The sequence below is a fragment of the Methanoregula sp. genome, from assembly GCF_028679125.1.
In the GTDB taxonomy this organism is placed as follows: domain Archaea; phylum Halobacteriota; class Methanomicrobia; order Methanomicrobiales; family Methanospirillaceae; genus Methanoregula.
Genome location: NZ_JAJRCG010000008.1, coordinates 95,338 through 112,331 on the forward strand (window position 1 = coordinate 95,338; position 16,994 = coordinate 112,331).

General features: G+C 55.0%; 18 protein-coding genes. 2 read left to right on the forward strand and 16 right to left on the reverse strand.

Annotated elements, in window-relative coordinates; genetic code table 11:
* Positions 1-203 precede the first annotated feature (203 nt).
* The 9 genes from pdxT to LUQ43_RS07530 form a co-directional block, all read right to left on the reverse strand.
* Positions 204-809 (reverse strand): pyridoxal 5'-phosphate synthase glutaminase subunit PdxT, encoded by a 606-nt coding sequence (gene pdxT / locus LUQ43_RS07490; RefSeq protein ID WP_299965799.1) that lies wholly within the window; start codon positions 807-809, stop codon positions 204-206.
* Positions 799-1,695 (reverse strand): pyridoxal 5'-phosphate synthase lyase subunit PdxS, encoded by an 897-nt coding sequence (gene pdxS, locus LUQ43_RS07495; RefSeq protein WP_299965802.1) that lies wholly within the window; start codon positions 1,693-1,695, stop codon positions 799-801. The genes pdxT and pdxS overlap by 11 nt, the downstream gene beginning before the upstream one ends.
* Positions 1,692-2,633, reverse strand: coding sequence for an adenosylcobinamide-phosphate synthase CbiB (gene cbiB, locus LUQ43_RS07500; RefSeq protein WP_299965804.1), 942 nt, complete (start codon positions 2,631-2,633; stop codon positions 1,692-1,694). The genes pdxS and cbiB overlap by 4 nt, the downstream gene beginning before the upstream one ends.
* Complete coding sequence (locus LUQ43_RS07505; RefSeq protein ID WP_299965806.1) at positions 2,615-3,175, reverse strand: hypothetical protein; 561 nt, start codon at positions 3,173-3,175, stop codon at positions 2,615-2,617. Before LUQ43_RS07505 ends, cbiB begins: the two co-directional genes overlap by 19 nt.
* A gap of 11 nt (positions 3,176-3,186) precedes the next feature.
* The gene (locus LUQ43_RS07510; protein WP_299965810.1) at positions 3,187-3,366 is read right to left on the reverse strand and encodes a methytransferase partner Trm112; all 180 of its coding nucleotides are present in this window, start codon (positions 3,364-3,366) and stop codon (positions 3,187-3,189) included.
* Positions 3,363-4,376 (reverse strand): adenylosuccinate synthetase, encoded by a 1,014-nt coding sequence (locus LUQ43_RS07515; RefSeq protein ID WP_299965813.1) that lies wholly within the window; start codon positions 4,374-4,376, stop codon positions 3,363-3,365. Before LUQ43_RS07515 ends, LUQ43_RS07510 begins: the two co-directional genes overlap by 4 nt.
* A 110-nt stretch (positions 4,377-4,486) precedes the next feature.
* Entirely contained in the window at positions 4,487-5,644 is a 1,158-nt protein-coding gene (locus LUQ43_RS07520; protein ID WP_299965815.1) for an aminotransferase class I/II-fold pyridoxal phosphate-dependent enzyme, read from the reverse strand.
* A gap of 9 nt (positions 5,645-5,653) precedes the next feature.
* Positions 5,654-6,145 carry an Lrp/AsnC family transcriptional regulator gene (locus tag LUQ43_RS07525; RefSeq protein WP_299965817.1) on the reverse strand — a complete coding sequence of 164 codons (492 nt, stop codon included), beginning with the start codon at positions 6,143-6,145 and terminating at the stop codon, positions 5,654-5,656.
* 6 nt (positions 6,146-6,151) lie between these two features.
* Complete coding sequence (locus LUQ43_RS07530; protein ID WP_299965819.1) at positions 6,152-7,444, reverse strand: ORC1-type DNA replication protein; 1,293 nt, start codon at positions 7,442-7,444, stop codon at positions 6,152-6,154.
* A 664-nt stretch (positions 7,445-8,108) separates the two neighbouring features.
* Between LUQ43_RS07530 and LUQ43_RS07535 the strand changes: the two genes are divergently transcribed.
* A complete protein-coding gene (locus tag LUQ43_RS07535) occupies positions 8,109-8,597 on the forward strand; it encodes a MogA/MoaB family molybdenum cofactor biosynthesis protein (RefSeq protein ID WP_299965821.1) in 489 nt (162 codons plus the stop codon).
* Between the two features lie 110 nt (positions 8,598-8,707).
* Here the strand turns inward: LUQ43_RS07535 and cgi121 are convergent, their stop codons facing one another.
* The 7 genes from cgi121 to LUQ43_RS07570 form a co-directional block, all read right to left on the reverse strand.
* Entirely contained in the window at positions 8,708-9,217 is a 510-nt protein-coding gene (gene cgi121 / locus LUQ43_RS07540) for a KEOPS complex subunit Cgi121 (RefSeq protein ID WP_299965823.1), read from the reverse strand.
* Positions 9,218-9,239: 22 nt separating this feature from the next.
* The gene (locus tag LUQ43_RS07545; protein ID WP_299965827.1) at positions 9,240-11,405 is read right to left on the reverse strand and encodes an ATP-dependent DNA helicase; all 2,166 of its coding nucleotides are present in this window, start codon (positions 11,403-11,405) and stop codon (positions 9,240-9,242) included.
* 147 nt (positions 11,406-11,552) lie between these two features.
* Positions 11,553-12,098, reverse strand: coding sequence for a KH domain-containing protein (locus LUQ43_RS07550; protein WP_299965829.1), 546 nt, complete (start codon positions 12,096-12,098; stop codon positions 11,553-11,555).
* Between the two features lie 66 nt (positions 12,099-12,164).
* Positions 12,165-12,893, reverse strand: coding sequence for a serine protein kinase RIO (locus LUQ43_RS07555; protein ID WP_299965895.1), 729 nt, complete (start codon positions 12,891-12,893; stop codon positions 12,165-12,167).
* A 96-nt stretch (positions 12,894-12,989) separates the two neighbouring features.
* Positions 12,990-13,931, reverse strand: coding sequence for a tyrosine--tRNA ligase (locus tag LUQ43_RS07560; RefSeq protein ID WP_299965832.1), 942 nt, complete (start codon positions 13,929-13,931; stop codon positions 12,990-12,992).
* A gap of 25 nt (positions 13,932-13,956) precedes the next feature.
* Positions 13,957-14,988: a type II glyceraldehyde-3-phosphate dehydrogenase gene (locus tag LUQ43_RS07565; RefSeq protein ID WP_299965835.1), complete on the reverse strand. Its 1,032-nt coding sequence runs from the start codon at positions 14,986-14,988 to the stop codon at positions 13,957-13,959.
* Between the two features lie 614 nt (positions 14,989-15,602).
* On the reverse strand, positions 15,603-16,094 hold the full coding sequence (locus tag LUQ43_RS07570) for a DUF367 family protein (RefSeq protein WP_299965838.1): 492 nt from the start codon (positions 16,092-16,094) through the stop codon (positions 15,603-15,605).
* A 31-nt stretch (positions 16,095-16,125) separates the two neighbouring features.
* Here LUQ43_RS07570 and LUQ43_RS07575 point away from each other — a divergent pair, with 31 nt between their 5' ends.
* Positions 16,126-16,983: a nucleoside 2-deoxyribosyltransferase gene (locus LUQ43_RS07575; RefSeq protein WP_299965841.1), complete on the forward strand. Its 858-nt coding sequence runs from the start codon at positions 16,126-16,128 to the stop codon at positions 16,981-16,983.
* Positions 16,984-16,994: the final 11 nt, after the last annotated feature.

Consider the following 16,994-nt stretch of genomic DNA (forward strand, 5'->3'; position numbering starts at 1 on the left):
CTGTCTGGTTTATGAAATTTCCCGCTCGGAAAGTGCCCGTGATGAGGGCATACCCCCGGGAGAATCCGGGGCATGATAACCGGGATATTCTCATCTGGATAGTATCCCTGAATTAAAAGCAGTTTCCGATCAGGTGTTCCTAGGTGCGGGACCCAAAGAGATCCGGAAGGGACACCCTTGCCATACATACCGGAATACTATCCTTATCGAATGATGGGTGTAATCCCAAGATTTTTCAGGAACTGCTCTTGAAGGCGGGTATCATCGCAGAGTTCGGGATGGAACGATAATGCCATGTGTTTTCCCTGTTCCACAGCAACGATGCCCTGATCAATACGCGCCCGCACGTTCACCCGGGTGCCTGCAGATGTAACAACCGGAGCCCGGATAAAGATCGCATGGAATGGAGCTCCCTGCAGACCATCTATCGCAAGATCCATCTCGAAGGACTCTCTCTGCCTCCCGAACGCGTTCCGATCTACGGTGATATCGATGAGCCCGAGCGGGTGGATCCGGGGGTCATCCACGCTTGTCGCCATCAGCACCATGCCGGCGCAGGTGGCAAAGATCCCACCGTTGAAGCTGCGGATCGGTTCGTAGAGGCCGTTCTTATCGATGAGACGGGAGATGGTGGTGGATTCCCCGCCCGGCAGGGCAAGGGCATTGCAGTGAACCAGATCCGCAGGGCTCCTCACTTCGAAGACTTCGGATGAGGGGCCGTGACCCATCCGTTCAAGCGCCCGGAGAAACGCATCGATATGCTCGCTCACGTTTCCCTGGAGCGCCAGTACGCCGATCTTAGCGTCCACGGGTCTGAAGCACCTCGTCATCACGGAGCTTGTGGACATCGAGACCCGGCATTGCATCGCCAAGGCCCTTGCTGACCTTTGCGATCACGTTTGCATCATCGAAGTGGTTGACCGCCTCGACAATGGCTTTTGCCATCAGCTCGGGATTGGTGGACTTGAAGATACCGGACCCGACAAAGACACCGTCGGCACCCAGCTGCATCATGAGGGCAGCATCCGAAGGTGTGGCGATACCGCCTGCCGAGAAGTTCACGACCGGCAGCCTGGCACGCTCGGCACATTCATAGACCAGTTCCGCGGGGGCTTCGATCTCGCGGGCATAATCGGTCATCTCCTGCTTGTCAAGGCCGCGGAGCATCCGGATCTCGCCCATGATGTTGCGCATGTGGCGGACGGCTTCCACAACGTTTCCGGTACCGGCCTCACCCTTGGTCCGGATCATTGCCGCACCTTCGTTGATCCTGCGGAGTGCTTCGCCGAGATCGCGTGCACCGCAGACAAAGGGGACCTTGAACTGTTTCTTATCGATATGGTATTGTTCATCGGCGGGGGTCAGAACCTCGCTCTCGTCGATCATGTCAACGCCGAGAACTTCCAGTACCTGGGCTTCGACAAAGTGTCCGATCCGCACCTTTCCCATCACCGGGATCGAAACCGCATCGATGATCTCAAGGACTTTCTCGGGATCCGCCATGCGTGCGACTCCGCCCATTTTCCTGATATCGGACGGCACACGCTCCAGCGACATGACTGCGACTGCCCCGGCTTCCTCGGCAATCTTCGCCTGTTCGGCATTGACGACATCCATGATAACACCCCCTTTCTGCATGGATGCAAAGCCGCGCTTGAGGAGCTCAGTGCCAAATCTCAGTTCTTCCAGCTTCATATGCCAATATTATTGATCATGACTCCCAATAAAAACAGAGTACAACAGGCAATTATTGTATACATCAGCGTGACCGCACGGACTGCCTTCAGGATGTCGGTGCCACCTTCGTCAAGGGTCCGCTCACCATCGCCAATGGTATATACCCCGGGCTTCTCGAACCGGATGCCGGTCCCTCCTGCCATCGCCGCCATTATAATCCCCCCGTTGAACCCGGGGCGCAGGTGACCGTCGCGGCGCATCACCTGCCATGCACGGGAGTATCGTCCCCTGCCGGCAAACCAGATGAGCAGCAGCAGAACGGTAATCCGGGCCGGGATAAAATTTGCGATATCATCCATGCGTGCAGCACACCATCCAAGCCGCTCGCGCTCATCCCGGTACCCGAGCATGGCATCCATCGTGTTGATGGCCCGGCATGCGGCCGCTCCCGGGAGGGAAAAAATCGAGAACCAGAAGAGCGGGGCGATGATGCTGTCATTGAGGTTCTCGGTCATGGACTCGTAACCGGCAGAGAGGATATGATCCCGGTCAAGCTTCGCCGTATCCCGGGAGACGAGCATGCTGACTTTTTCACGACCGTTCTCAACCCCATCTTTCAATGCTGATACAACAGCCAGGGTGTGCTCCTCAAGCGATCGCCAGGCAAAGCAGCACTTGAGCAGGAACGGGGCACCGAGGAGATAGAGATACCAGGGGGCAAACGTGGTGACAAGAATAAACGGGAGGCAGAACAGGAATACCGTGATTGCCCAGAACAGGACACCGGCTGCCCGCTGGAGTTTTTCCGGGTAATACCCGGGTTTACCCCATAATCCGATAAACGTCCCAAGAAGAGCAACCGGGTGGTACCGGGAGTGCGGGTCTCCAATCAGCCGGTCCACGACAAGCGCGAGGCAGAGGACAAGTGCCGCGAGCGTTACTGCTGACGGTACCATGTGTAGAGTGCCCCGACAATGAGGATGATAAACGCGGCGATATTGAGGATCTCAATATCTGTATAGAGCCAGGCACAGTACACGATCAGGGCAATCCCCATGAGGATCATCAGGAGGTGGGGGCGCCCGTGGGCAACCGGCTGGAGCGGGTATGCTTCCTGGGGCTTTGTAACCGGTGGGTTGAGAACATGGACCGGTATCTGGGCCTTCAATCCCCCGTATCCCGAGATTGCCTCAAGATCGAATATGCCTTCCGGGCAGCCTTTCCGGATCGGGATCGTGAGCAGGGATTCATCAAGAACATACATATTTTCATGAAAAAAGTCGGTGAACATCCCGGCATTGGAGGACGAGATGGTGATATGGATGGGGGCACCCCGGTTCAGGAACCGGATGTTCAGGCTTGCACCGGGCTCGGCGGTTATCGTCTCTTTGGGAATATCGATGGAGTTGATCCCGCTCTGGTTGAGATGTACTTCATACCTGGCATCACCCCTATCCGTTGCGGATATAAAGACCGGAACGGAAATCAGGGATATCATGCCGGCACCTTCTAATGCCCTGCGGGAGGAAGGAGGTTGGGGATACCCTCATGAATGGGGTAATCCGCGCTGCATGCCGCACAGTGGAGATTGCCTTCAAGGATCTCCTGAGCGTCTTCCTTTTCAACGCGGAGGGCAAGGTCACCTTTGCAGACCGGGCAGCAGAGGATATCCATGAGCGAGCGTCTCATTTCAGTTCATCTCGTATATCAACGATCTGGGTCATCTCCGGCCCGGTGGATATCAGGGTGACGGGGCTGCCGATATCCTCTTCTGCCTGCTTGATAAAGTCCTTTGCCTTCTTTGTCAGTTTCTTATAATCGGTAACGCCGAAGCAGGCCTTGTCGATCCGGTCGATCCCGGTGATGGCTGCCTGGGTGCACCCGTTGATCATGGCCGAATACCGGGCCATATCCCCATCCCAGCCGCCAATACGCCGCTTGCGGTGGGTAACGGTTCCGAACTCCTGAATTCCCATCGCATCTGACTTCGCCGCTGTCATCTCGGTGCTGAACGGACCTTCCCCGACCCGGGTCGGGTAGGCCTTGAAGACCACGATCACGTCGTCGATCTTGGTCGGCCCGACACCATTATCCGCGGCAATCTGGGAGGCGGACGTATCCTTGCTCGTCACGAACGGGTAAGTCCCGTAATAGAGAGAGATCCCAAATCCCTGCGTGCCTTCGAGCAGGACGGTCTGGTCCAGTTTCAACGCATCGTCAATCGCTTTCGGAACATCGAGGAGATATTCCTTCAGCTCGGGAACATCCTTGGCCTGCGGGGAGATCCGCATGACACGGTCGGAGTTTGCCGGGCCGCACCCGGATCCGGTGCTCCCGATCTTCTTGGAGAGGTGAGCGCTCCCCTTGTCGCGGGCAATATGATCTTCCGTGATGATACCGCAGCGCTTGTCAACGAAAACCCGTCCCCTGACACCAAGCATCTCAACTTCGTGTTCAAGAACCCGGGGATCGACGAGAACGCCGCTCCCGATACAGAGCTTTGCTTCCTTGTACACAAAACCAGACGGGACCATGCGGACGCCGTATTCCTTGGTCCCAACCTGAACGGTGTGCCCGGCATTCGGACCCACACCGCCGCGGGAGATGATTACGGGTTTGTCCTTGTGGGCAATATGGGCAACAACCTTGCCCTTCCCTTCATCCCCAAAAAATCCACCAACGATGATAGTACAGCTCATTGTCTTTCATGTAGTATTGCACGAGTTTCCCAATAAACTATTCCTTAGCACGGACGACAGGAGTGGCACTTTATTAAAAAAGGAGGGTCCGGGGCCTCTGCTGCCCAGAATCAGAGACTTTTGAGGAACGTATCCATCCGCTCAAGAGCTTCAGTCAGTTGTTTTCTTGAGACCGCATAGGAACATCTCACGTGCCCTTCCCCACCGGTGCCAAAGACACTGCCGGGAACCACAGCAACCCGCTGCTCCTTGAGAAGGCGTTCGGCAAACTCCTCATCAGAGAGCCCGGTCTTCTCCACTGAAGGGAATGCATAGAATGCCCCTTCCGGTACATGGCAGGTGAGGCCGATCCGGTTGAGGCCGGATATGAACATGTTGCGGCGAAGCCGGTACTCGTTGACCATGCTGTTCTTGTCCTCTTCAGCCGACCGGAGCGCCTCGAGGGCGGCGACCTGCCCGGTTACCGGGGCACAGAGCATGACGTACTGGTGGATCTTGAGGGCGGCATCGCAGAGCTCCTGCGGGGCGCAGAGATACCCGATCCGCCACCCGGTCATTGCATACGCCTTGCTGAACCCGTTGAGGGTGATGGTCCGTTCCCAGAGATCGCTGACCGTTGCTGCCGAGCAGTGCTGTCCTTCATACGTGAGCTCGGCATAGACCTCGTCACTGATTAGCACGAGGTCGTGATCGATGACGATATCTGCGATCGCCTTGAGATCGCTCTCTGTCATTACCCCGCCCGTAGGATTGTTCGGGAAGTTGATGATCAGCGCCTTGGTCTTTGACGTGATCTGTTCCGCCAGGGTGTCGGGATTGACCTTGAAATGATCTTTTTCAACACACCTGAGCGGGACCGGTGTTCCCCCGGCAAGAGTCACACAGGGCCCGTACGAGACATAGCCTGGCTGGGCAATGAGGATCTCGTCACCCGGGTCCGTGATGGCCCGGACTGCGATATCAAGTGCTTCCGATACGCCCGTGGTGATGATCATCTCGTTGTTGCTGTTATAGTTCAGGCCGTAGTGCTGCGCAAGGTAATGCGAGAGTGCATCCCGCAGGGTCTGGAGTCCCCGGTTTGAGGTGTAGGAGGTGACGCCCTGTTCGATCGAGTAGATCCCCGATTCGCAGATGTTCCACGGTGTGCGAAAATCCGGTTCGCCGACACCGAGCGAGACCACGTCCTCCATGGTGAGGACGAGATCGAAAAACTTCCTGATGCCTGATGGCGGTATCTCCTGTGCACGTGATGAGACAAAGTTCCGCATGATCTCACCTTACGGACTTATGGGGAGACGTTCCGTCTCCGGCTGTTCAAAGAACGTGTTGCCGTTCTCCTTATACGACTTCATGATGATATGCGTCGCGGTTTCGCGGATCCGGTCCATCGGTGCCACATGCTCAGAGACAAACCGGGATACATCCTGCATATTCTTCCCGGTCACGATGAGCTGGAGATCGTAGGTCCCGGTGATGAGGCGCAGGCTCGTTACCTGGCGGAACCGCGAGAGGCGCTCGGCGATGCGATCGTACCCGAAATCGCGCTCGGGGCTGACTTTCAGCTCAATGATGGCAGAGACCTCGCCGTTGCCGGCCCGTTCCCAGTTGATGACCGTGGAGTAGCGCTTGATTATCTGGGCTGCCTCGAGTGCTGCCATACGGCGCTCAACCTCGGCTTTTGCGAGGCTGGTCATAGTCGCGATTTCATCTGTCGACAGCCGGCTGTTCTCCTCCAGGATGCGGAGGAGCTCGAGATCCTTTTCGTCCATATTTTATCACCTGAACCAGGTTTTCAACCACTTTCCTTCCATCTGGGAGATATCGAGATCCTTGAGTCCGTTCAGACGGGTGTCCTTGAGGACAACCTCTCGGATCTTTCCCGTGTTTGCATCGAACCACATCTCTTTTGTCCTGCCATACCGCCCGCGGCTCACGACTCGGGTATTGATAACGCCAAGCATGTTCAGCTCGGAGATCAGGTCCGTTATCCTCCGGTGGGTGAGCACGTCGAGCTCGATGGACGGGGCGATATCCTGATATATACGTGAAACTTCTCCGCTCGTAAAGATATTCTGTCCGAGTTGTTCCAGGATGAGCATCGAGAAGAGGATCAGCTTGCTCTGCGTGGGCAGCGTTGCAATGCATTCGATCATGCTGTCAGTCTCGATCTTGGCCTGGGCCTGTTTGACATGGTCTTCTGAGACCTGGCTCGATTCGTCCCGGTCCGCAAGTTCCCCGGAGATCCTGAAGAGGTCAAGAGCCCGCCGGGCATCGCCATGCTCCTGAGCGGCAAGTGCAGAACAGAGCGGAATCACCCCTTCCGCAAGGGCACCGGCAACAAATGCCCCCTCGGCACGCTGGGCAAGAATGTCCACCAGCTGAGGTGCATTATAGGGAGGGAATACGATCTCTTCTTCAGAGAGCGAGGACAGGACCCGTGGATCAAGGAAATCCTTGAAACTCAGGTCATTGGAGATCCCGATGATACTGACCTTGGAATTTTTCAGGTCTGAGTTAATCCGCGTGAGATTGTAGAGCGTGTCATCTCCACTCTTCTTGACCAGCTTGTCAATTTCATCAAGAACGATGACGAGAACTCCGCCACCGGCTTCCAGCTGGTTCTTCAGCTCTGCGTACACCTGGTCGGTCGGCCACCCGGTCATCGGGATGTGTGTCCGGGTCTTGTCGCTGGACAGTTCATCGACAACATCGAGACATTTTGCGATCTGGGCAAGGACCCGGTACTGGGTATCGATCACTTCGCAGTTCAGGTGAACAATCCGGCAGATCGTTCCCATCTTGCTGCTGGCCTTCTCCAGTTCCGAACCCACGTAACGGACACATGCGGTTTTGCCGGTGCCGGTTTTGCCATAGATGAGAATATTCGATGGTGTCTCATTCCTGAGGGAAGGTGCAAGGATTGAGGCGACTTCATCAATCTGGGGTTTCCGGTGGGGCAGAATCTGGGGCCGGTAAGAGTGCCGCAGCACTTCGCGATCCTTGAAGATCCTGTTATTGGTGAGAAATTTTTTGAATAATCCCATAGATGGGTCTTCTGGTTCAGGCATATTGAGGAGCTGAGAATTAGTGGGATTAGACTAAAAAACGATCGGTTTATCAGACCGCATATAAACCCCTTTATTTCGTGTGGAAAAACCTTAAATTACAATTATTTTAAAAAAACAATCCTGAATCAACGAAATAAATTTTTAGATTTTAGATTGTTTCCCAGCTGTTCATCTATACTATTGACCAGAATATCTGCATCAATATTGCATGACAATCAACAAAATCATTATGTATGTGATGGAGAATCAACCAAAGGGGACACCCCTTTGTTTCGTGTGGAAATGAAAACAAAGACCATCTCCTTCTTTGTTTTATTTTTGAAAAAAAGAGCTATTCTTAAATATAAAATTTAAAGCATATAAACTAATCGAAATTGATTTGCAGTTGCTGGCAGCAAATGTTATGAGGATTGCTATTAACCCCCCTTTTCTCAGGTCCTCTTCGACGAACCAATGTCTGAATTTGTAGAGTTAACAGTTATTCTCTTTTGATATTCCAAACAGAAAACATCAGAAAATACAAAAAACATCAGCAAACAGAAAATATACTCCACACGAAACAAGGGGGTGTCCCATGGGAAACTCTACAGCATCACTCATAATAACAGACACTCCGGATAGATTCAGTATTCTCTTAATACAATACAGACAATCTCTCAATATTATGAGTCATGCCCATGTCCGGTCCCTGGAGATCACAGCAGCGATCATCACCGTTTCAACAACAAGAACACAAGAGAATGATACCAGTGGAAAAACAATAGAAACCATTCTCAGGGAAAATAAGATTCCTGTTACATATTACGCGATTGTTCCTGACCAGATCAGTGAGATACGGGATGCCTGGTTCCAGGCAATGAAGAAAGCCAACTGTATCATTCTCAACGGGGGAACCGGGCTCACTTTTGATGACTGCACGATTGAAGCGATCTCTCCCCTCCTGGAGAAGAAGATTGATGGGTTTGGTGAATTCTTCCGGACGAAAAGTATTGAGCAGATCGGTATGGCTGCCATGTTGTCCCGTGCTGTTGCCGGGATCACCAACGGAAGAGCAATCTTCTGTATCCCGGGATCAACACCGGCCGTTACGCTTGCCACAACAGAACTGATCGTGCCAACGGTTGCTCACATCCTCTCTCATGCCAGCAAATAAACACGGGTCAGAACAACACACCGGATAATGATCGGTGAGACGAACCTCTTTTTACAGATTTTTTGAGAGTTCACAAGGGGATCTCATGAGCACCCGCTCTGGTGTTATGTTTACCGGATAACCTCCAAGAGAGCGACCCGTTCCAGGACAAGATCGGTAAACCGGTCTGCATGATCGAGAGAATCCAGTTCTTCCTTTGTGATCCCAAAGATCTGCATCAGAAGCTCCTGTCTCCTGCGATCAATGATATCCCAGCCATTTTCCTCCTGGAATTGCATTACCGGTGCAAGGGCCCCCCAAATTCCCTCGTGTGTAGGATAACAACAGACCCACAGCCGGTTCTCCCCCTCCCGGATGCCAAACGATGCTGCCACATTGCACTGGCGGGATCCGGCAGCATATAACAGCGCCTCCATCTCAAGTGTGTTGGAAATGGCCTCTCCTGCCTCGAATGAACGGATTGCATGATGAACTGCTGCCTCAGCATGTCGCCGTCCCGCCAGCATATCCGCGTTGAAACAGATGATATGGGTGCCAAACCGTTCTGCGCACTCTTTCAGTCTCAGGAGAAAGCCGGGCTTATCATCAATCGTGCACCGTGCCGCCCGTATCTCAACCATACAGGTACCTGGATTCATCAGCTCACCTAAACCGGGAGAGTGTTGACTGTCCCGCCATACTATCTTCATCTGCCACCGTGGATGAAGTGACTACCCGCTTCTTCTCAAGCTGGGCAAACACCTGCTCGGCTATACCCCGGCCAATGATCTTTGAGACGCCCTCAAGGCCGGCTGCAAGGGTGGCTTCCGGGGTGGTGATACCGTTGTTGAAAAGACGGCGGGCACGGACCCGGCCGATGCCCCGGAGTTTCACCAGCGGCAGGAGCTCGCGCCGGATACCGTTCTTCATGCAGGTCTCGTACTCCCGGATCTGAGTATGAAACGCTCCTGCAAACATCCTTGAAAGCTCCCCGCTGGCATGCAGCAGCCAGTTCACGCTCTCCACCATGCCGAACACATCGCCGGGTCCCACCGAGTACCGCTCGCAGATCCGTGCATCGGGCAGTTCATCAGCCCAGTCGGTCAGGAGCATCGCTGTCTTGAGCGCACGATAAAATGCTTCCTGGTCCTCCTCCTCTTCGGGAATTGGGATCCAGAGCTCGCCTTCGTGCGTCTCAATCATATGATCGAGCGCTCCCCGGTCCGTGTTCCGGACATAGAGCTTGGGCATGTCGGGCGTGCTGCAGATGAGGTGGAGGAGACCGAGATCGGCATACTCTTCCCGTTCGCGGAGCGTGGAGACGATCAGTGCCGCACTCCGCGGATCGATGTACAGCCGTGAGACAAGGGTACCGAACTCTGTTGCCCCGAGCGTATCACCCACCTCAAGCACCATCCCGGCATCGGTAAGGAACTTCAGGGCTGCGTCCACCGCCTTCTTCATGAGCCGGCCCTGGCGGTGCTCGTGGACATAGAAGCTCCGGTCCATGAACAGCGCGAGTTCGCCCCGCGTGCCGGCAAACCCTGATGCGATAAGGGAGAGGACGTGCGTATAGAGAGCGCTTTCCTCTGCGATCTTTGAATGGACCTCTTCGGCCGGGGCCTCGATGTACCAGTCGAAGAGTTCCTCCACCTGCCCCTCGTCCTTGGCTATCAGCACTGCCTCCCCGTAGGGATCCAGCCGGGGTCTTCCGGCCCGTCCTGCCATCTGGTGATACTCGCTCGCCGGGATGGGCTGCATTCCCTCTCCCGCTGTGAACCGGAGATAGTCGCGGATGATCACGCGGCGTGCCGGCAGGTTCAGCCCCGCGGCAAGGGTCGGGGTGGAGGATATGCATTTGATGAACCCTTTCCGGAACCCTTCCTCAACGATCTTCCGCTCCGGCCGGCTGAGGCCGGCGTGGTGGAACGCCGCCCCGCGGGCAATGCAGGTAGCGAGGGTCTTGCCCATCTCGGTCTCTGCGGTCTTTTCTAGCTCCGTGGCGTACTCCTTCAGCGCCGGCTCCTCGCTCTTGATGGCCCCCGCAGCCCGTTTGGCAAATGCCTCGGCATTGCGGCGGGACGAGACAAAGACAAGGCACTGCCCCCCCTCCTCGATGGTATCGAGGCAGAGGTTCAGGTCATCGAACGTCTTTGACACAACCTTTACCTTGCGCTCCCCCTCCCGGAAATGGATGCGATCCTTGCAGAAGACCCCCTGCCGGAGATCCACCGGGCGCCAGGTGCTCGTGACCAGTTCAGCGTCCAGCCATCCGGCCAGGACCTTCGGATTGCCGATGGTGGCCGAGAGCCCGATGATCTGCATGGACGGGTTCCGGTACCGCATCTTTGCTATGACCATCTCGATAACCGGGCCGCGGTTGGCGGAGTCGATCAGGTGGACCTCGTCGATCACGAGCAGGGAGATATCCGATAACCACCGGGCATTGTTGCGCAAAAGAGAGTCAACTTTCTCGCTTGTGGCAACGATGATATCGTTCCTGCCCAGCATATCGTCCCGGCGATCAAAGTCGCCTGTTGCGATGCCGACCCGGACCCCCTTGTTGCCGAACTCCTCGAACTTCTCGCTGGCCAGTGCCTTTAAGGGAACAATGTACAGGCACTTTCCCTTGCGGGCGATCTGGCAGTGCATCGCCATCTCGGCGATAAGCGTCTTGCCGCTTGCCGTTGGTATGGCAACCAGCAGGTTCTTGCCGGCGAGCATGCCCTTATCAACACATTCTGCCTGAGGGGGATAAAGGTCTAAGAGCCCGGCACTGAGATAGTACTGTTTCAGGTTTTCCGGAAGAGAGAGTTCACCAATCTGCATGTCACACCCTGTGCAAAACCCCATCAATTCCACTGAAAACAAAGAGAATTTTGGTTTGTTTGGATAAAACTAATGAATAAATGGAATTATTCTCCACTGGAAATGTAGCATAACGCATATATACGATCTCGAGATTTTAATGGCAAATCAATAGTAATAACTGATCATATCCTGCTTGGACTCTTTCTTCTTCTTGTCCAGGAATGCAAAGACATTCTCGTGGGGCACACCCTCGATCAACATGTCGATCGCAGCCCGTGCGGTCTTTAATGGTTCGGGATAGCCGATCAGGGCGATCGTCTTGCCGAACACGGAGACCTCCACTTCGGTCATATCCTCGATCTGTTCCCGGGCCCTGCCATCCTTGCCGATGATCCGGCCCCTGAGCCGGTCCAGCTGCCGGGGGGTGTCTACCATACCGGACAGATCGATCACTTCGAGCAGGAGATCCTCATCCTCGATCATCTGGAATGCCCGCTCGGGTGAGAACCCGCGGTTGATGGCATTGATGATCTCCACAGCCCTGAGGAGCGGGATGGTATTCTCTTCGGTCCCTTCCACCTTGACAATCCCCTCCTTGCTGTCGATGGTGATGGTCGTGTGGGTCCGAGTTTCCAGTTCCTTTTTGGTTGCGCCACTCTTGCCAATCAGGACGCCAACCCTGGTTCCGTTAATTTTTACTTCCTGCTCCATGTCAAATCTCCCCTTGGTATTTTGTAATAATTCCCTGGATACACTGGCGATACCCGTGATCGAACGTCACGGCTCCGCGGCATTCAGCCCGGTCACCGCATTGAAGATCTCAACATCGTTCCGGACATCGCAGCGGTTTTTAAAGAACCGGTTGATGTTCCTGATATCCCGCATCAGGAACGGGAGGGCACGGGGGTGATCACGGGTGACGGACTGGCCCATATCTATGAGATATGGTTTGTCGCTGTATAATATATTGAACTCGCTTAAATCAGCATGCACCAGCTCGGCTTTCTTGTAAAGAGTATCGATCGTACTCATAATCTGGGCGTACGTCTCCGCAGGATCCTCCAGTTTAACATTGCGGAGCTGGGGATATGGGATCTCGCCCTCGCCCAGGAAGGACATGATCAGGATGTTCCGGTCCCAGACCAGGGGTTCGGGAACATCTATCCCGGCATCCCGGGCCCGGACAAGGTTGGAGAACTCCTTTCTTGTCCAGGCAAAGATCAGCTCCTTTTTTGCCTTTTTTACATGGGAGAAACGCCGGTCTCCCACGATATAGGAGCTCATCGTGGTGAAATTGGCGGTCTGGATCCGGTAGATCTTGATGGCAACGCCCACCCCATCCCGTTCAGCATAGAAGACATTGGCTTCTTTACCGGTACTGATCGAGCCGCCGAGAACGGAGAACCACTTCTTGTGTACCAGTTTGTAGAGTGCGAGGAGGGTAACCTCATCAAAGACATCCTCCCGCACCTTGAAATTGTTGGCATCCTTGATGCGGATCCCCATCTCTTCGAGCCGCTGGTCGAACCGGTCCAGTTCTTTATCAATGTTGGTTTCCTTTTTCACGCGGTGCCACCGGGTATATCAGGATTATCTATCGGATTACTGGATATAGTCACGGACTGGGGCAAGGATCTCGACGAGCCCTTCCCCGCAGGCCTTCTTGAGATCCATCGGGTGGACCTCACCTTTACCATATGCAGCCTCCAGCTCAGCATAGCTGGCAAACACCCGGTCGCCGCCGAACTTCTCCGGTCTCCTGATTGTTATCTCAGGTAGCCGGGGGAAGACATGGTGCTGGAAGATCTGGAGGATGGGATTCTCAGCTATCTCGGGAGGACAGAATGCCTTCTGGCATTTCTTCCGTATCTCATCTTCTGTGTCAGCGACAGAGATATAATTGCCTTGTGATGAGGACATCTTCTTGCCGTCAAGCCCGTTTAAGATCGGCGTATGAATGCAGACCGGTGCCTTGTACCCGAAGTGGATCAGGTGCTCGCGGGCGAGCATGTGGATCTTGCGCTGGTCGATCCCCCCGACCGCAGCATCAGCGCCCAGAAGGGCGATGTCGGCCATCTGCATGATCGGGTACACCATCTGTGAGACCGTCGGGTTGTCCATCTGCCGCCCGACCTCGTCCATGCTCCGGGTGGCCCGGTTCAGGGTGATCTCCTGCGCGAGCCGGAGCACCAGCAGCTGGTATTCCCGGTTGAGCTGGAACTCGGATCCCAGGACATACTTCACGTTCTTCAGGCCCAGCCCCTCGAAACAGCGCTTGTTGTACTCGGCAAGCTCCCCGACCTTCTCCATGGTTCCTTTCCGGTTCAGGAAGGCATGGAGGTCGGCAAGCAGCACGGTGACTTCAAAACCGGCAGCCTGGAGATCCACGAGTTTGTTGATCGTGACAAGGTGGCCGAGATGGATCTCGCCGCTCGGCTCGTAACCGGCATAAACCCGTTTTGTGGGTTGTAAAAGTAACGCCCGGAGATCGTCATCGGTGACGACTTCGACAGTGTTCCGGGTAACACGCTCGTATGCGTCCATTAAAAAATATGGGTGATGCCGGGAGTTAATGGTTATTCTGGATGGTTTTGAAATTGAGGGCTGCGTTCGTTGCGGCGATGGATTTGGCCGCATCCTTCTCCCCGCCCATCATTGCGCGGATCGCATCAACGTTCTCGACAACAACATCTGCTTCCTGGTGGATGGCCTGGAAGAAGCAGAGCTCGTTCTTGCTCGCATAGATAGAGTCCTCGAAGATACAGTTCTCCCAGAGATCGGAGCGCTGCCGGCCAAGGTCCATGGCGAACTCCTTGAGTTCGGCGGTACTCTTGATGCCGGCAGCCTTCTTGATGAGGCCGAGACGGGGGTGCTTGTTGATGAGCCCGATGACCTGCTCTTTGCTGACAGGCTTCTTCGTGCTCATCTGGATCGCGTGCATGTGCATCATCGTGGTCGGGACGATCATGGCCATGGTGGTGATGGAGATGTGGGGCAGCACTGAGAGAACATCCGGGCCGTGGTGGCTCGGAACCGTGACCGGATCCAGGACAATTGCATCGATGGGTCCCTTCTTGATCTCGCCCGGGTCGGACCCGCGCCGGACCATGATGGCATGGACGTGGGTGACCCCGAACTCCTTGTCGATCTCATTGATGATCCGGCAGAGGCCGGTGGTATTGCAGGAGACCACCCGGACAAACTGCCGTCCGATTGCGTCCTTGTAGTTGCAGGAGGAGTTGAAAGAGAACCCGGCCAGTTCGTGCTCCTCGCCACCCTGCCAGAGCGCCTTCTTCCCGAGCATCTCGTACATCGCCTTATTCGTTGCACCGACTTTTCCGGGCGTTGCATCGACCACGACATCTGCCGCCTTGCACATCTCCTCGACACTGCCGGCGACCTTGAGGCCGGCCTTCTCGAATGCCTCCTTCTTCGAGAGATCAGCGATATAGAGCGGGTATCCCCGCTGTTTTGCAACAAAGGCCTCGGCACTCGGGCGTGTCTTGGAGACGCCGACCACCTTCATGTCTTTCTGAGCAGCCACTGCATCGGCAACGCGCTTACCGATGGTCCCGTACCCGTTGATGGCAACCTTGATCATACAATCGTACATTGCGCCGGAATAGAAAAAACTATGCGAAATGTTTGCGTCGTCCACCAGACAAAAATGACAGGATACGATCCGATCCTGAAAATTCTTGCATCTCACTATCCCAACGCACTCCGCCTCCTCCGGGAGACACCCTGGCGCGGGAGGGGAGCTGGCATAGGTTTCGAAACCGGTTTCCCCATGAGAATCACGATCAAAAGAACGGGTGATGGGGGGGTCGCATGGGTACACTTTTCCGGCCCGGCCCCGGGGCGGTTATGTGATTTTACGTCATAAATTTTTAATCCTGACCTTCAGTCGCGGACTGCAAAGATACAACTGTACCCACGCGACCCCCCCTCAGCGGTTCCTGGTTTTGAACAAAAAAGCATCAGTTTCACGTCATAAAATTGGAATGGGCGTGGTGCTGGAGGGTGAGGGGGGTCGCGTGGGTACAGAAAAATTTCTCCCTGTACGATGGGTTGTAGCAGCATTTCTCCCAGATTTTTCCGGCGAACTTCTTCGCTGGAACACGGAAGATCTACCTGAATACACGAAACATCCCCGCGGTTTTAGCAGGTAAAATACGGGTCTCCTGAATAAAAAAAGAAAAAATCTGGATGGGCTCAGATGAACAGCGCCTGGTACCTGACAACTTCCGTGCTGTCCCTGGCCGAAGCATAGAGTTCCAGCGGTTCCTTGTTCACTTCAAGGAACCGGATTCCCCAGTTCACCTTCGAGAGGAGCTCGCCCGCCCGCTCCTGTTCGCCCATGATATAGAGTGCTGCTGCAACAGCCTCAACCGAGGTGAGTTTGCAGGGCTTGCCGAAATTGACGGGATTTGCCGCCATCAGGAACGGGAGCGCCCTGCGTATCCGCCACGAACTGATAGCCCCGGTATCCAGCACCTCCCACGAACAGTCCAGCACCGTAATGGATTTTACGAACCGGTCCGCGGGAGACAATGCCTGCTCTGCTGTGGGATCGAGGATCAGGGTATTCCTGGGGACCTGTGACAGGGTCTTGAAAATCTTGAGAAATCCCGCCCGCTCCAGTTTCTTGACCGTGCACTTACGGGGATCGCAGCTGTTGTCCCGGTAGGCAAACAGGGGTATCATTGATCATCTGTGCGTGTCAACACTCTAAATAATGTACGTGCTCTGCAGTCCCTGCATACTCAACCCGACACTCCGTGCTGACGGCATCACGAAACCTTCGGATATCGAGGCATTTGAGCGCACGAAAGTACGCTGTGATGCCTTCGGGATAACAATGATCCCGCTGCCCTGCCCGGAGACGATCTTTCTGGGCCCTGCCCGGAAGCCGGGCACCTTCCTTGAACGACTGGACAGCCCTGCATTTTCCCGGCTGCTGGACAATCTGGAAGAACAGGTCAGCGATATCATCTCGAAGAATGGGCCGCCGCTCTGTATTATCGGGGTCAACTCATCGCCTACCTGCGGGGTGACCAGTACGTATTACGGAAGCAGGGGCGATGAACCTCCAAAACGGGCCGGGCGGGGTGTCTTCCTCTCCCGGTTTCCCGGGATCCCTGCCATCGATACAATCACGTTCTCCCGCTACCGGGTCTATCTCGCCGCACCGCTCTTCTCGGAAGCCGAACGCTCCTATAATGCCCACATTGGAAGGCTCCTGAAAGAGAACCTCTTCTCTGTCCACCTGCCGCAGGAGCTGGGTGACGATTCAGCGGGCCGGATCCAGAACGTGCAGGACCGGCTCTTTGCCGCCAACAAAAAAGCCCTTGAAGAGGCCGACATCGTGGTTGCCATCATCGATGGTGCGGATGCTGATTCCGGCACCGCGTGGGAGATGGGATACGCGTTTGCACAAGGGAAACCGGTGATAGCCCTCAGGACGGATTTCCGCCATGTCGGTGCCTGCGAACGGGTCAACCTGATGCTCGAACAGGCGTCCACGGTCGTCACCACACAGGAACACCTGCTGGCAGCCCTCAACGCCCCGCTGCTGGTGAAAGAAGATCGATAATATCATTACCG

Coding starts and splice junctions, on each gene's coding strand:
- pdxS (WP_299965802.1), bottom strand. CDS start 1,695: ATGAAGCTGGAAGAACTGAGATTTGGCACTGAGCTCCTCAAGCGCGGC.
- cbiB (WP_299965804.1), bottom strand. CDS start 2,633: ATGGTACCGTCAGCAGTAACGCTCGCGGCACTTGTCCTCTGCCTCGCG.
- LUQ43_RS07505 (WP_299965806.1), bottom strand. CDS start 3,175: ATGATATCCCTGATTTCCGTTCCGGTCTTTATATCCGCAACGGATAGG.
- LUQ43_RS07510 (WP_299965810.1), bottom strand. CDS start 3,366: ATGAGACGCTCGCTCATGGATATCCTCTGCTGCCCGGTCTGCAAAGGT.
- LUQ43_RS07515 (WP_299965813.1), bottom strand. CDS start 4,376: ATGAGCTGTACTATCATCGTTGGTGGATTTTTTGGGGATGAAGGGAAG.
- LUQ43_RS07520 (WP_299965815.1), bottom strand. CDS start 5,644: ATGCGGAACTTTGTCTCATCACGTGCACAGGAGATACCGCCATCAGGC.
- LUQ43_RS07525 (WP_299965817.1), bottom strand. CDS start 6,145: ATGGACGAAAAGGATCTCGAGCTCCTCCGCATCCTGGAGGAGAACAGC.
- LUQ43_RS07530 (WP_299965819.1), bottom strand. CDS start 7,444: ATGCCTGAACCAGAAGACCCATCTATGGGATTATTCAAAAAATTTCTC.
- LUQ43_RS07535 (WP_299965821.1), top strand. CDS start 8,109: ATGAGTCATGCCCATGTCCGGTCCCTGGAGATCACAGCAGCGATCATC.
- cgi121 (WP_299965823.1), bottom strand. CDS start 9,217: ATGGTTGAGATACGGGCGGCACGGTGCACGATTGATGATAAGCCCGGC.
- LUQ43_RS07545 (WP_299965827.1), bottom strand. CDS start 11,405: ATGCAGATTGGTGAACTCTCTCTTCCGGAAAACCTGAAACAGTACTAT.
- LUQ43_RS07550 (WP_299965829.1), bottom strand. CDS start 12,098: ATGGAGCAGGAAGTAAAAATTAACGGAACCAGGGTTGGCGTCCTGATT.
- LUQ43_RS07555 (WP_299965895.1), bottom strand. CDS start 12,893: ATGGGGATCCGCATCAAGGATGCCAACAATTTCAAGGTGCGGGAGGAT.
- LUQ43_RS07560 (WP_299965832.1), bottom strand. CDS start 13,931: ATGGACGCATACGAGCGTGTTACCCGGAACACTGTCGAAGTCGTCACC.
- LUQ43_RS07565 (WP_299965835.1), bottom strand. CDS start 14,988: ATGATCAAGGTTGCCATCAACGGGTACGGGACCATCGGTAAGCGCGTT.
- LUQ43_RS07570 (WP_299965838.1), bottom strand. CDS start 16,094: ATGATACCCCTGTTTGCCTACCGGGACAACAGCTGCGATCCCCGTAAG.
- LUQ43_RS07575 (WP_299965841.1), top strand. CDS start 16,126: ATGTACGTGCTCTGCAGTCCCTGCATACTCAACCCGACACTCCGTGCT.